At 67.0% G+C, this 13809-nt stretch carries 15 protein-coding genes and 2 pseudogenes; 6 read left to right on the top strand and 11 right to left on the bottom strand.

From position 1 onward, the window contains the following. The first annotated feature begins 7 nt into the window (after positions 1-7). The 3 genes and pseudogenes from ACWGSK_RS24035 to ACWGSK_RS24025 form a co-directional block, all read left to right on the top strand. Complete coding sequence (locus tag ACWGSK_RS24035; RefSeq protein ID WP_358514966.1) at positions 8-1069, top strand: cupin domain-containing protein; 1062 nt, start codon at positions 8-10, stop codon at positions 1067-1069. Further along, positions 1059-1766, top strand: coding sequence for a type 1 glutamine amidotransferase domain-containing protein (locus ACWGSK_RS24030; protein WP_358514963.1), 708 nt, complete (start codon positions 1059-1061; stop codon positions 1764-1766). Before ACWGSK_RS24035 ends, ACWGSK_RS24030 begins: the two co-directional genes overlap by 11 nt. A gap of 145 nt (positions 1767-1911) precedes the next feature. Next, positions 1912-2067, top strand: a pseudogene (locus tag ACWGSK_RS24025) (IS630 family transposase); the annotation flags it as partial. A 473-nt stretch (positions 2068-2540) separates the two neighbouring features. On the opposite strand, the gene ACWGSK_RS24020 reads toward ACWGSK_RS24025, so the two are convergent. The 6 genes and pseudogenes from ACWGSK_RS24020 to ACWGSK_RS23995 form a co-directional block, all read right to left on the bottom strand. After that, entirely contained in the window at positions 2541-2951 is a 411-nt protein-coding gene (locus ACWGSK_RS24020) for a hypothetical protein (RefSeq protein WP_358514960.1), read from the bottom strand. Positions 2952-2983: 32 nt separating this feature from the next. Beyond that, positions 2984-3136 (bottom strand): hypothetical protein, encoded by a 153-nt coding sequence (locus ACWGSK_RS24015; RefSeq protein ID WP_358514958.1) that lies wholly within the window; start codon positions 3134-3136, stop codon positions 2984-2986. A 166-nt stretch (positions 3137-3302) separates the two neighbouring features. Further along, on the bottom strand, positions 3303-4061 hold the full coding sequence (locus ACWGSK_RS24010; protein ID WP_452456813.1) for an SAM-dependent methyltransferase: 759 nt from the start codon (positions 4059-4061) through the stop codon (positions 3303-3305). Positions 4062-4149: 88 nt separating this feature from the next. Next, positions 4150-4551, bottom strand: a pseudogene (locus tag ACWGSK_RS24005) (transposase); the annotation flags it as partial. Between the two features lie 193 nt (positions 4552-4744). Continuing rightward, positions 4745-5611 carry a hypothetical protein gene (locus ACWGSK_RS24000; RefSeq protein WP_452456812.1) on the bottom strand — a complete coding sequence of 289 codons (867 nt, stop codon included), beginning with the start codon at positions 5609-5611 and terminating at the stop codon, positions 4745-4747. A gap of 121 nt (positions 5612-5732) precedes the next feature. After that, positions 5733-6134 carry a peptidase inhibitor family I36 protein gene (locus tag ACWGSK_RS23995; RefSeq protein WP_358514950.1) on the bottom strand — a complete coding sequence of 134 codons (402 nt, stop codon included), beginning with the start codon at positions 6132-6134 and terminating at the stop codon, positions 5733-5735. Between the two features lie 397 nt (positions 6135-6531). Here ACWGSK_RS23995 and ACWGSK_RS23990 point away from each other — a divergent pair, with 397 nt between their 5' ends. Next, a complete protein-coding gene (locus ACWGSK_RS23990) occupies positions 6532-6981 on the top strand; it encodes a pyridoxamine 5'-phosphate oxidase family protein (RefSeq protein ID WP_358514947.1) in 450 nt (149 codons plus the stop codon). A gap of 70 nt (positions 6982-7051) precedes the next feature. Here the strand turns inward: ACWGSK_RS23990 and ACWGSK_RS23985 are convergent, their stop codons facing one another. Beyond that, complete coding sequence (locus tag ACWGSK_RS23985) at positions 7052-7351, bottom strand: winged helix-turn-helix domain-containing protein (RefSeq protein WP_087096337.1); 300 nt, start codon at positions 7349-7351, stop codon at positions 7052-7054. 4 nt (positions 7352-7355) lie between these two features. After that, positions 7356-7829, bottom strand: coding sequence for a hypothetical protein (locus ACWGSK_RS23980; RefSeq protein ID WP_358514943.1), 474 nt, complete (start codon positions 7827-7829; stop codon positions 7356-7358). A gap of 260 nt (positions 7830-8089) precedes the next feature. On the opposite strand from ACWGSK_RS23980, the gene ACWGSK_RS23975 reads away from it, so the two are divergent. Beyond that, a complete protein-coding gene (locus ACWGSK_RS23975; protein WP_452456811.1) occupies positions 8090-8746 on the top strand; it encodes a CatB-related O-acetyltransferase in 657 nt (218 codons plus the stop codon). Between the two features lie 8 nt (positions 8747-8754). Here the strand turns inward: ACWGSK_RS23975 and ACWGSK_RS23970 are convergent, their stop codons facing one another. After that, the gene (locus tag ACWGSK_RS23970) at positions 8755-9261 is read right to left on the bottom strand and encodes a DinB family protein (protein WP_358514937.1); all 507 of its coding nucleotides are present in this window, start codon (positions 9259-9261) and stop codon (positions 8755-8757) included. Positions 9262-9374: 113 nt separating this feature from the next. On the opposite strand from ACWGSK_RS23970, the gene ACWGSK_RS23965 reads away from it, so the two are divergent. After that, the gene (locus tag ACWGSK_RS23965) at positions 9375-10349 is read left to right on the top strand and encodes an aldo/keto reductase (protein ID WP_358514934.1); all 975 of its coding nucleotides are present in this window, start codon (positions 9375-9377) and stop codon (positions 10347-10349) included. On the opposite strand, the gene ACWGSK_RS23960 is transcribed toward ACWGSK_RS23965, so the two are convergent. Together ACWGSK_RS23960 and gdhA are read right to left on the bottom strand one after the other, a co-directional pair. Further along, on the bottom strand, positions 10318-11601 hold the full coding sequence (locus ACWGSK_RS23960; RefSeq protein WP_452456810.1) for a hypothetical protein: 1284 nt from the start codon (positions 11599-11601) through the stop codon (positions 10318-10320). The genes ACWGSK_RS23965 and ACWGSK_RS23960 overlap by 32 nt on opposite strands. Before the next feature lie 533 nt (positions 11602-12134). Then, complete coding sequence (gdhA, locus tag ACWGSK_RS23955; protein WP_358514928.1) at positions 12135-13502, bottom strand: NADP-specific glutamate dehydrogenase; 1368 nt, start codon at positions 13500-13502, stop codon at positions 12135-12137. Positions 13503-13809 lie beyond the last annotated feature (307 nt).

Genomic DNA, 13809 nt, shown 5'->3' with positions numbered 1-13809 from the left:
AGCCATCATGACCACTGAGAACGACATCCTGGCGGGCGAGCAGACCACCTTCTCTGAACGCGCGGCCCAAGCGGGGGTCGTCGGCCGATGGTCGCGGGCGAACGAAGTGCTCCCGTGGCGGCCCGAGCCGAGATCGCGCACACAGAAGTGGTCCTACTCCGACCTGCGCGAACTGGCCGTCGAAGTGAGCCAGGAGGTGAAGGAGGATTCGGGAGCGCTACGGGTGCTCACGATGCTCAATCCCGGGCACCCCGAGTCGGAGGCCGCGGCCGGCCATCTGTACGCGGGACTCCAGCTCCTCCTTCCGAACGAGGACATGCACAGCCATCACCACGCGGCTACGGCGGTGCGCTTCGTGCACCAGAGCGACGGCGGCTGGACAGCGGTCGACGGGAACAAGATCTACGTGGAGCCCAAGGACGTCGTCGTGACCCCGTCCATGCTCTGGCACGAACACGGCAACGACGGCGACTGCCACGTCATCTGGCAGGACTGCACCGACGACCCCCTGGTCACGGCCATGGCGGCGAGCTACTTCGACCTGCACCCGAGCAGGAGCCACCTCGGTGCGAAGACGGGTCCGGCGGACGTCCCGCCGACCGAGCACCGTTCCGCCTCTTTCGGCGGTTCCGGGCCCGTGCTGCGACCAGGAGGCGGACACGTCGGCCCTCAGGAACTGCACTACTCCTGGCGGAGCACGAAGGAGGCGCTCAAGGCGGCGCGCCCCCGCCGGGACGGGACGGCCGCCGTCACACTCGCGGACACCCGCGGCGGCTCGATGACGCCCACCATCGGCGCGAGGTTCGTCCACATCCCAGCCCACGGTGTCTCCCAGACCTCCCGGCAGACCGGAGCGCGGATCATGATCGCGGCGGAGGGGGTCACCGAGGTGAGGATCGACGACTCCGTCCACGTCCTGCGCCAGGGCGACACTTTGGCCGTTCCCTCTTGGTCGTGGGCGCAGATGAGGAACACGGGCGACCAAGAAGGCATCGTGTTCGAGTATGACGAGTCACCGATGCTCGGGGCGCTGGGCCTTTACAGGGAGGAAGGGCAGGATGGTACGTGACACCCGGGCGGTCGCCCTCCTCTGCAGTTCGTCCTCCACGGTGGAGGGCCGTGACGGCCGATGGCGTGACTGCGGAGTCTGGGCCGAGGAGTTGGTCCGGCCGTGGAAGGTCTTCCTTGACTACGGGTTCCGGGTCGTGGTGGTTTCTCCGGACGGGGAGCCCGTACCCATCCAACCAGCGAGCGTCGAAACCGATTCGTGTCTGATGACCCGTGTCGAGCTCACCGACACACTCGATTTCCTCGGACGGCACCGGCCCGAACTCGAGAGACCGGTGGCCCTCGGAGACCTCCTCGAAGGCGGTCACGCCGACGGGGTCTTCGTTCCCGGGGGCTACGGACCCACCGCGCAGCTGCGCACTGACGATCTCGTGGGCTCGTTCATGGAACGGTGTCTGCGTGAGTCCACTCCCGTCGCAGCGGTATGCCATGGCGTGTCAGCGCTCCTAGCACTGGACACCTCAGGTTCCGCTCCGGTCCCCCGCTCGGTGACAGGGTTCAGCAACGCGGAGGAACGGGCCGCCGGCGCCGACACGTGGGTTCCGTTCCTCCTTGAGACCGAACTCGTCCGACACGGTTTCGACTACTCGGCCGCTCCGCCGTGGTCCTGCCATGTCCTCCAGGACGGTTCCGTGATCACCGGGCAGAATCCGGCGTCGAGCGAGGAGGCGGCCAAACGCCTGGGAGCCCTGATGTGACTGACAGCCGCTAAGCGCCTTTCCTGAAGTTCTGTGCGTAACCCCAGACCAGAACAGGGCAGCGGGCACCTGTTGACAAGGACCCCGCCGGGGGTTGGATCGAAGTTGCACCATCGTCTGACCACCCGGCGAGGTCGTGATCAGTATGCGCCCGCCCACCGTGTTCGCCCAAGCCCCCACCAACGACATCACCGACCTCCCCCATCAGCTCAAAGGCCAGTGGAGAGTGGCCCTGCGAGCCGTCATGGTCCTGCTGTCCTCGCACGGCCTGCCACCCGCCCAGATCGCCGCCCTGCTGGACTAGGGGGTCGAGGAGGATCGCCGAAGAAAATCCCGTTAGCGGCCTGACCTCCGCTTCGGTTCGGTGACGGGCCGATTCTGGGCATCTCGGGGGCCATACGTTCTGGCCCATGCGACATGAGTTCCTCTCCGACGAGCAGATCGCTCGCTACGCCCGCTTCCCCGACGAGGTGTCCATCGGCGGCCTCGAGCAGTTGGGGTCCGAGTAGGAACGGAACGGGGAGTCCCGGCAACTGTCACATCTGTTGACGCCCGATCTATCCAAGAGTCCTCACCAGCGCTAGCCGGGGATTACCGGAAGCCAGAAACCGACATAAAGGGGCAAACCACACGGAGAAGGTAGACCACTCACAAACACCGAACTGGTCTACCTTCTGACCTGCACGAACGCCACGGCGGTGGGCCGGGGCGACCTCCGGGCGGGTGTGGCCTCCCGCCCGGAGGTCTGGTCACCGAGAGTGCTTGATACGAGGGTCAGCTCTTGCCCGTGAGCTGGGTGAGTAGATCGACCACGTCCCGGTTCTGGCCGTGGGGGTCGTTGAACTGGCGCACCACCTCGGAGATCGCCGCCGCCTGGATGGTGGGCATCCACTGGCCCAGCACCGCCATCACGTCGGGCAGCTCGTGGGCGTAGACCCAGTCCATGTCCATGTGCGTTTCCAGGGACACCATGTACCGGGGTGTGCCCTCGGCCCGGGCGTAGACGGTCAGCGTCAACGGCAGTGCCAGCGCGTCGGGGTCACCGACCTGGAACCACTGCTTGTAGCCGGTCGCCTCGAACGCCTTCTCGTTCCCGTCGCCTTCGGGCCAGGCGGCCCAGAACTCGTCTTCGGTCTTGATCCACTTGCCGTTGGCGAAGCAGGGTGCGTGGCGGTGACCTGCCATCATATGTCCTTTCCGACCACCCTGGGGTGGGTTCAGTCCTGGTCGGCCCGGGGGCGAGCCAGACGGTTCTTCAACAGGTCGATGAGCTTGCTCGCGGCCGGTTTGGTGGGCCGGTTGATCACCGTGGCGCGCCGCTCTCGGGACCTGCGCGCCTCGATGCCGGTGCCCTTGAGCGCGGTGGCCACGTCGGCGTCGAAGTCCTCAGGTTTGACCTGGTCGACCAGGGCCAGCAGGAAGCGAGGAATAGTCTAGACCTGTGGATCGGCGTGTCGTGCGACTTGCCTTTCTGACTTCTTATCGGATCACTCGACGAGCTGGCCGCCGTAACGTTGGCAGCAACGTGAACGCCGATCAGTCGCGCGCGCCAGCGGCCGCGGCGTCGTGCAGGACGAAGGTGGCGAACCCTAGCTCGCGTCGGGCGCCGCTCAGCCAGGCGTCGCGATTCTCACGTGCAGCGGCGAATGCCTGGTCACGATCCTCGATCGTCGAGGCCTCCCGCACGGCCCAGTCGACGAGCGACCCGGTCCAGCTGAACTGGTAGTCGTCCCACTCGGCCAACGTGCTGACGTGCCCGTACGACGGCTCCAACCCGTGCTCATGGATGGCTCGCACGAGGCCGGCGAGGTCGGGATAGGCGTCGGCGGAAACCTCAAGCGCTGCCAGCGCAGAAGCCGACGGGGCGCCCTCCCAGATGCTGTCGCCGATCAGCGCTTGGCCACCGGGGCGTAGGTGCCGCCGGACAGCGCCCAGCATGTCCTCCAGCCGGCCGAAGGCGTGGCTCGCACCGACGCACAGCACCACGTCGAAGACCCCGTCGTTCCAGGTGGCGGCATCCATCTCAATCCAGCGCACCCGGTCGCTCAGTTTCCGCTCGTTGGCACGCCGCGCGGCAGTGGTTGGGAGCATGTGGTCGATCCCTACGCCAGTGATTCCGGGGTGGGCGAGCAGCAGCTCTTGCAGCCACTCGCCCTCGCCGCACCCGAGGTCAACGGCGCGGGCACCGTCGCTTGGGCTCAGCCAGCCGACCAGTTCGCGTAACCGCTCGGGCGCCACCGGCGCCGCGATCGGATGGCGCAGGTGGGCAATGTCGAAGATCTCGGAGCGCTCCATCTCAGCGACGCTACAGTAGGATTCAGCCGAGGCTGAGACGCCCCAGAGCGAGGAGCGTGGTTCCCGCCGCACCTGTGGGATCGGCGCGTCATGCGACGTGCTGATCGCCTCCTGAGTTCCCGTCGGGTCGCTCGACCAGGACGCCGCGTTCGAAGGTCGCGCCAGCGCGGACGAGGGCGACCAAGTGGGGTGCGTTGACCGCTCGCCACCGATGCCGGGCGGACTGGATCAGCTTGAACGCCTTCGCCACTCCGGCCGCACGGGAGCCGGGTCCTTTGGTCACCCGCTGCCGCAACCGGACGGTAGCGAAGGTCGACTCGATCGGGTTGGTGGTGCGCAGGTGGATCCAGTGGTCGGCCGGGTAGTAGTAGAACGCCAGCAGGACGTCGAGGTCGTCGGTGATCATCTCGGCCGCCTTGGGCCACTTGGTCCCGTAGTCCGCGACGAATGCCCGCGCCGCCGCTTCGGCGTGCTGCTTGTCCTCGGCGTTGGTCTACTGCCCCAGGATGGCGGGGGTGAAGAACAGGTACTCCCGAGGGATCGGACGCTCGACCTCACGCATACGCACACCGTAGGACGATCACCACGGTTGACAGCGAAGCCGCACCGAGCCTTCGTGGCTTCGCTCGCTGTGCTCTCGGGGCCGTCAACCGTTGGATTTTCCGCGAAAATTACCGGGCCCCCTAAGACCCGAACCGTTCGAGCACCGTTCGCGCCGTCTGTAGTTGAACGTCCCTGACCTGGGCGAAGAGCGCGAAATCCTGGGGGTGTTCCTCGATCAGGCCCTCCTGCGTCGCCGCCTCCGCCTCGCGCCAGACCTCGACCACCGAGGCGTCCTCCTTGCAGGCCACGTCCGCCGTCGCCACCTCTTTCTCCTCCCGTGACGGATCGCCTTCCCCTTGCGTCCAACGCTCATCGGCCGAGGCCTCGGCCGGAGTGGGATAGTCCAAGCCCCGATCCGCCATGCAGGCGCTCCAGGCGGAGAAGACCTCGACCACCGGGGGCGCGCTTTGGGAGGTCTCGAAGCTCGCGTGGATGTAGGAGTTCAACAGGTCGTAGTCCATGTCGGGGACACCCGCCGTGATGTCCCCGGCCGCCTCTTCCAGGCACCCGGTTTCGCCCTCGCCCCCGTGAGCCGCTCGGTGCTCGGTGGCCAGGAGGGTGAGCCGGTCCTCCCGCGTCTCCTCCACGAGGGCCTCGTCCGCCGCCCCTGGCGGGGCGCCATAACCGTACTGTTGGGCCACCTCGGTCTCGATCACGCCGTATCGACGTCGGTGCGCGGGGTCGGTTCCCTCCTCCTCGGGGACGGGGAGCACCTGCCAGTCCATGCCGTGTCCTCGCATGCACTCGCGCACGAGCAGGTCCTCGGCGTAGTCGAGCGTTCGCATTTGGAAGGGGGAGAGCGTGTACTCGTCGAAGGGCAGGGTCAGCGACCGCACCCTCTGCTCGGCGGGAAGGTAGCGCTCCCCGCCTCCCCCCTCCTGTACGCCGCAGGCGGTGAGTCCCAGGGCAACGCACAGCGACCCGGCCACCGAAAGAAGTCTGTTCATCGGTTTGTTCGGGCATGGGAACCCGGTCCTTCAGATCCGGGATGAAACGCCCTATTCCTTCCATTGATTCTCCACCGGAATGGTGCCGGGGAGGCCGCGCTCGACCTCCCCGGCACGCCGATCACCAGACTCGGATCGAGCTGATCCTGTTGTCGAATCCGTTGTCGGTCAGGTCCTTGTCGGAGGAGTTCTTCTGGGCGTAGTAGGACGCCCCCTTGTATTCCGCGTGCTCGTAGAAGGAGGCGTTGCTGGACTTCTGGTTCTTCATGGAACTGGCGTTGTCATTGACGCTACGGCAACCCGACCCGCTCCAGCAGTTGCCGGCCAGGTTGCGGTCACTGCCGGAGGTCCGCCAGGACCCGCCCTTGTAGTCGTCGTGCTCGTAGAGGTAGATGTAGGTGGCCTGCGCCTCGACCATGGGGATGCTCGCGGCCGAGGCAGTCGGAGCGGTGCCGAGCACACCGGCGACGGCGACGGCGGCCACCATCGCGGCGGTGGCGAACAATCGCTTGTTGGCAGACATGGATTCCCTCTCTCGGCTGGAGACGCCAATGGCTGCCACGACCGGAATGGCCCGGCCGCGCTTCGCGGCGTCCTCCAATGACATTAGGCGAGGGGCTCGAACTTGAAAAGAAAATGCCTTGGCCACATTAGGCCGCCGCCGGCATGACATTCCGGAATTAAAAGACCATACTGGAGCAATTACGGATAAAAATTAATGCCCGCCGGCATTGCTGAATTCGATGGCCGCCATGATCCGGCAGAGAAGACAGGCAGGGGTGTGGTCGCCGCTCACCCGCGCCGGTGCCATGCGGTCCGACCTCCTGGGGCGTGATCCGGGCACGCCGCGCCCGCAGGGGTTGTCCACAGGCGGTGTCGTCCCTCTTCCGCCGCCCGCCTCGAAAACCTAGCCTGAGGAGGTGAGCGAAACTCCCGGCACCCCCTCGCCCCACCCCTTCGACGTCGAGGCCTTCCTCGCCCGGCCATTGGTCGCCCGCGTGGCCACCACCAACGCCTCGGGCGCACCCACCGTCAGACCGGTCTGGTTCCTGTGGGAGGAGGGGGTGCTGTGGTGGATCACCGGTGAGTACGCGGTCATGGCCCAACACCTGGAGCGCGACCCACGCACCGCCGTGGTGATCGACACCTGCGACCTGCGACGCCAGGAATACCTACAGGTGATCATGCGGGGCAGAGCCGAAGTGGTGTCCTTCGACCCGGCCCTGGCCCGACGTAAACTCCGCCGCTACCTGGGCGAGGACGAGACCACCTGGCACCCGGACTTTCGCCACTACGCCGACGACGCCCGCCTGGTGCGCCTGGTCCCCGAACGCGTCGTGGTCAAGGACCTGTCCAAGGCCCTGCCCTGACCGTGCGCACCGGACGCGAACCTCGCCGCACCAAGACCGGCCCTGAGCCGATCCTGGTGCGGCGGGTCCGCTACCGGGAGGGGCGGTCGCGACTCTGGTCGACGATCCGTCGCAGTGCGGCGAGGTGGTTCTCGATGGCCGCACGCCCGGTGTCGGTCAGTCGCAGACTGGTGCGCGGGTACTTGCCCACATAGCCCTTGTGCACCTCTACGTATTCGTGCGTCTCCAGCTTCCCGATCTGCTTGGACAGGGCCGACTTGGACAACCCCGCCCCCTCGCGCACGAAGGAGAAGTCCGCCCAGTCGCTGGAGGCGAGCAACGCCAGGATCTTCAACCGTGTGGCGTCGGCCAGCAACGGGTCGATCTCCATGGTCCTAACCTCGGTTTTCCGGCCTGGCCATCCACCACTTGGCGAAAGGCGGACCCGCCAGGGCGAGCACCAGACCCACCACGGCCCCCGAGATCGGGTAGGTCTCACCCAGTAGGTGCGAAACGGCCATGTTGATCGAAATGAACAGCGCCAGTACCACCAGCATGACCACGAGGGACAACGTTCGGCGTCGACGGCCGGCCACGCCGGTCAGTCGTGCGCGATTGCCGGTGAGCCAACCCCATCGGGCGGACCTGTTGAGCACGGCGGCCAGCACGGCCACCACGACCAGCCCCCAGGAGAGGTAGGTGCCCATCTGCGGGCTCATGAGCCAAAAGAGCGCCGACGCGGCGAACACCGCGATGCCGGCCACGGCCCAGGGCCCGCGCCTGTGCACCAGCGCGCCGGCGGCCTCCCGCTTCGCCTGGTCGACTTCCTGGAGGTCTCGCTCGGCGTCGGACGGGTCGATCTGATTCATGTTGTCCTCCACTCACCTAGTTTCCTTTGAGGAAACACTAAGGTCCGACGCGCTCCCGACGCAACCCTTGTGGCGACCCCGATCACGCCTTCGACGGAGCCGGGTGAGTGAGGGGGCCACCCGGCTCCTGGATCGGACCACAGGTCAGAGCCCCGCTTCGATCCCCCCGAATCGCCGGCCGGCGCCACGAAATAAGCGTGCGAGAGGGGGCGGCGACTGCCAACATGAGCCGGGCGCCCACCCCACGCGAAAGGACACACGTGCCCGCTCCCGACCCGAACCGGCTCCACCCCACCACCCGACCCGACCTGACCAACGTGGTCTTCCTACGGGCCCAGGTCACCTCGGAGCTGATCGAGGTGGGCGAGTACACCTACTACGACGACCAGGGCAGCGGGGTCCCCTTCGAGGAGGCCTGCGTGCTCTACAACTACGGCCCCCAACGTCTGGTGATCGGCCGCTACAGCGCCATCGCCCCGCAGGTCACCTTCCTGATGCCGGCCGGCAACCACCCCACGATCGGTCCCTCCACCTACCCGTTCACCATGTTCGGCGGCGAGTGGGGCGAGCGCACCCTGGAGACCTACCTGTCGATTCCGGCCCCGCCCGACACCCTCATCGGCAACGACGTGTGGATCGGCCGAGGCGCCACCATCATGCCGGGAGTGAGCATCGGCGACGGCGCGATCGTCGCCGCGCGCAGCGTGGTGGTCAAGGACGTCGAACCCTACGCCCTGGTGGGCGGCAACCCTGCCCGACAGCTACGCTCGCGCTTTGATGAACAGGACGTGGCCCTGCTGTTGGAGGCCCGCTGGTGGGACTGGCCGGTGGAAGCGGTCACCGAATACGCCGCGCAGATCATGGGCGCAACCCCCACCGAGCTGGCGCGGATCGCCCGCCAGGTCCGGGCGGGTTGATCACGCCCCTACTCGCCGGTGGCCCCGTCGATGCGCTCCCGCAGCAGGTCGGCGTGGCCGTTGTGGCGGGCGTACTCCTCGATCATGTGCACCAGCACCCACCGGTGCGAACAGTCCTGGCCGTGACGTTGCCGCTTACCGATGGCCTCCAGCGGAAGTGCCGCCGAGACCTCGCGCGCGTGGGCGATCTCGGCGTGCCACAGGGCGAAGGCCTCCTCCACCGAGGCGGTCTCCACCTGGGAAAAGTCGGCGTGGGGGTCATCAGCGCTCTTGATGGAGTCGGGCACCTCACTGCCCTCCAGGGTGTAGCGGAACCAGGCCCACTCCACCGAGGCCATGTGCCGCACCAGGCCCAGCAGGGACAGGTCCGAGGGAGGCACCGAACGTTGGCGCAGTTGCGCCCGGCTCAGACCTTGGCACTTGACCTCCAGGGTCTGGCGGTGCCAGTCCAGCCAGTTGGCGAGCATGAGGCGTTCGTCGGCGATGAAGGGCGGGTCGATACGTGGATCGGTCATGGGCAACGACCCTAGGACTCCCCGCTCATCCGGGCCACAGGTTTTGGCCACCCGTCCACCAGGGCCCCAAGTCCTCTGGGAGCGCTACCGAAGGCCCAATAGGATCATCATTCATGGACACTAGAGAACTCGGCCCCCTCGGCCCTGTCGGCGTCGTGGGTTTCGGAGCCTGGCAGATCGGCGACGCCTGGGGGCAGGTCAGCGAGACCGACGCCATGGACGCCCTCGAAACCGCCGTGCGGGAGGGTGTCACCTTCATCGACACCGCCGACGTCTACGGCGATGGGCGTAGCGAGCGCCTGGTGGGCCGGTTGCTTCAGGACCACCCCCATCTGACCGTGGCGACCAAGATGGGCCGACGTATGGCCCAAGAGACCGCCCACTACAACCCCGGCAACTTCCGCGCCTGGAACGACGACTCACGCCGCAACCTGGGCGTGGACACCATCGACCTGGTGCAACTGCACTGCCCGCCCAGCGCCGTCATCGACACCGACGCGGTCTTCGACGACCTGGACGCCATGGTCGATGAGGGCCGCATGCGCGCCTACGGGGTGTCGGTGGAGACCTGCGAGCAGGCCCTGGCCGCCATCGCCCGCCCCAACGTGGCCGGCGTGCAGATCATCCTCAACGCCTTCCGACTCAAGCCGTTGGAGAAGGTCCTGCCCGCGGCCAAGGCCGCCGGGGTGGGCGTGATCGCCCGCGTCCCGCTGGCCAGCGGCCTGCTCACCGGCGGGTACACCCCCACCACCAGCTTCGGGGAGGACGACCACCGCAACTTCAACCGTCAGGGCCAGGCCTTCGACCAGGGCGAGACCTTCGCCGGCGTCGACTTCGCCACCGGTCTGGCGGCCGTGGAACGCCTGCGCCCCCTGGTGCCCGAAGGCACCACCATGGCCCGGTTCGCGCTGCGCTGGATCCTGGACCAGGAGGGGGTGAGCACCGTGATCCCCGGGGCTCGCAACGCCGACCAGGCCCGCGGTAACGCCGCCGCCGCACAACTGCCGCCGTTGGACGCCAAGACCCATCAGCGGGTGCGCGAGGTCTACGACGAGCTCATCCGCCCCCAGGTTCACGAGCGCTGGTGAGCATCCCCGGTGTGCCCGCTCCGGTCGGGGCGGGCACACCGGGCAGATCCCCCGGATCGATCCCCAGGCCTTGGGCCAGCCTCGCTCGTGCCAGGGACGCACCCGTCCGGGCCACGTCGTGGCCTTGTCCGGGCGCTGTACCCGGGGCGGCCCTGGGCCCCCCTTTCTCGAAGGAGCGCCCACCGCGCCGTATCGAGGCGCCGATTCGCTCCAACAGCTCCGGGGCCAGTTCCCCCTGGTCGGGGTCGGCCGTCGGTGGGAGAGGGTCCTGTCCCGAACGTGGCGCGGGGATCAACCCCCTCAGCGCCCCCTGCCCCTCAGCGGAGTCCTGGCTGCGAGGCGGCGCCTGGGGGTGCACGATCTCACCTGGAACGTCGCGGCAGGGCCCCTGGCACAGCAGGCAGCGCCCACCGGGGTGGTTGCGCACGCCCGGGTGCTCGGGACAGGTTTTGTCGGCCTTGCCCAGTGCGTCGAGTACGAACTCCGGGGGCCGATCGAACAGGTCGCCGTCGACCTGGCCTTGGTCGGAGTCGGGCCACGGCTCGGGCGCAACGCCCCAGTCCACACCCGTGTTCCAGGGCCGGTGCACTCCTCGCCCCAAATGCCCGTCCAGGAACGCCTGCGCGCTGCTCAGGTTCCCCATGCGCCGCATCAGGGCTCCGAAGGGGCGACCCAGGCCGCCTATCCCGGACAAGAGCGCACGCACCTGCTCCAGTGGCAGCCCGGCCTTCAGTAGCCACTCCGCCCTACGTTGCAGAGCCGACCGGTCCGCGTGAGGGCGCAGCAGCGACCGGTCGGGGATACGCGCCAACAGATCCCACAGCCCGTCGTTGCGCTTTTCGGGTTTTTCGGGCGAGGTGGTCTTTTCGGGCGACTCTGGGGTGGTAGAGGTTTCAGACCCGGACGGACCCCCTTCTCCCCTGTTACTTGTCCGGTGTTCCCTTCTAGTAGTTGACCCACCACTGTCCGGCTGTCGCTTGTGTGACTGTCCAAAACCCTCAAGTCCGAGCTGTGGGGTGTCGTAGGCGGTCACCTCCGTGAACAGACGCCGGCCACGACGCTTCTTCTCTCGGAACAGGTAGGCGTAATCGGCGAGTTCGTTGAAGGCCCTCAGGTAAGCCTCGCGGCCCTGGGCCCGATCGCCCCGCGCCAGACGGGCCTTGCGCCACTGACCCTCGGCGGTCAAAGAGGAGTTGAAGGCGTCGGTGTTCGACAAAGCTTCGATCAGCATCATGCGCGCCAGGGGGCTCAAGCGCTCGTCCCGAATCAGCGCATTGGGAACCAGGGTGTAATTCGACCTGATTTTGCTGCGTATGACCTTCATCGTCCACCCCCGACCGGAGCGAAGGTGAAGAGGTTTCGCGTAAGCGCCTGTGAGTGGGGGCGGAAGAAGCTAGACTTCAACACGCACCGCCTTCCTGCGTCTGAGGAGTCGGTGAGCCGCATCCCTGTTGTGGCAGGGATCGGTCAGGGGCTGCCCACCGGTGCTGCTTACACCAGGGCGGCCCCGAACTCTTTTCGGGTGTGCCAACTCATGTACGGATAGCCGAAGAGGATCGCACGAACACCAGTTCGCCCGACCTCGACGTGAAGAACTTTGACACACCCTCGCAAGGCGCGCGGGGCTTTTCTCTGAAAAACTCCTCCCCATCGATTTTTCGCACCCAAAAAACACCCGTTTCCCGCAAAAGGGAAACCTTCCGCGATTCAACAAGAGCGGAACAAATCGACAAAAAGCCCCGCAGGCCCATCAGGGCCCACGGGGTTTTCACGACGAACCGAACGCTAGATGAGGCCCTGGGCCAGCATCGCGTCGGCGACCATCTCGAACCCGGCCAGATTGGCGCCCAGCACGTAGTCGCCCTTGGCGCCGTGCCGCTCGGCCGCCTCCTCACACCGGTCGTGGATCCCGGCCATGGTCTCGGCCAGCTCCGACTCGGCGTGGTCGAAGGACCACGAGGTGCGGCGCGCGTTCTGACGCATCTCCAGCACACTGGTGGCCACACCACCGGCGTTGGCCGCCTTACCCGGGGCGAAGAGCACCTTCGCCTCACGGAAGACCTGCACCGCCTCAGGCGTGGTGGGCATGTTCGCGCCCTCCGACACCGCCAGCACACCGTTGTTCACCAGCGTCTTGGCGGCGGTGGCGTCCAACTCGTTCTGGGTGGCGCACGGAAGGGCCACGTGGCAGGGCACGTCCCACACACTGCCGCCCTCCACGTACTTGGCGCCCGGGCGACGGTCGGCGTAGACGCTGATGCGCTCACGGTCGACCTCCTTGATCTGCTTGAGCAGATCAAGGTCCAGCCCGGCCTCATCGACCACGTAGCCGGCCGAGTCCGAGCAGGCCACCACGGTCGCGCCCAACTGCTGGGCCTTTTCCACGGCGTAGATGGCGACGTTGCCCGAACCGGACACCACCACCTTGAGTCCGTCCATCCCGCGCCCGTTGCGCTCCAGCATGCGCTGGGTGAACATGACCGTCCCGTACCCCGTGGCCTCGGTACGCACGGCGGAGCCGCCCCAGTCCATGCCCTTGCCGGTGATGACCCCGGCTTCCCAGCGGTTGCTCAGCCGCCGGTACTGTCCGAACATGTAGCCGATCTCACGAGCGCCCACGCCGATGTCACCGGCGGGGATGTCGGTGTACTCGCCCAGGTGACGGTGCAGTTCGGTCATGAACGACTGGCAGAACCGCTCGATCTCGTTGTCGGAGCGACCCTTGGGGTCGAAGTCGCTGCCGCCCTTGCCGCCGCCGATGCCCATACCGGTCAGGGCGTTCTTGAAGATCTGCTCGAAGCCCAGGAACTTGACCACGCCCAGGTTCACGCTGGGGTGGAAGCGCAGACCGCCCTTGTAGGGGCCAAGGGCGCTGTTGAACTCCACCCGGAAACCCCGGTTGACGTGGATGCGGCCCTGGTCATCGCGCCAGGGTACGCGGAAGATGATCTGACGTTCGGGCTCGCACAGGCGCTCCAGGACACGCTCGGTGGCGTAGCGCGGGTGCATGGACAGCGCCGGGGACAGACACTCCAGCACCTCCAGTACCGCCTGCTGAAACTCCGGCTCGTCGGGGTTGCGGCGTGCCACGTGCTCGAAGGCACTACGGACGCCCGGGTGGTGGTCCTCCCGGGCACCATGGGAAAACGGCATGCGAGTACGTTCCCTTCTCAACATTGGAACGGGCGCCCCGCACGCCGTTGTACCGGGAACCTCTGTCATCCATCGAAACCTAGGTGGGATACCGCCTCAAAGGGCCCATACAGGCGGTAATCGCCCCCCATGCTTCCAGTGTATTACCTTGATATGAACATACCCCTCTGGCCTGCTCCGAAGGACGCACCATCTCCTTCGGCCCGGCCTCCAGGCACGCCCTGGGCCGGCCACGACACCCTCATCCGGTGCCCCGCCCGGGGTCGACATCCCTGGGTATACCCATCCTGAGCACCCCATGCGTCAC

Source organism: Nocardiopsis sp. NPDC055551, from assembly GCF_053619415.1.
The sequence above is the reverse complement of the archived record's forward strand: the minus strand, read 5'-3'. Positions and strand labels throughout refer to the sequence as shown.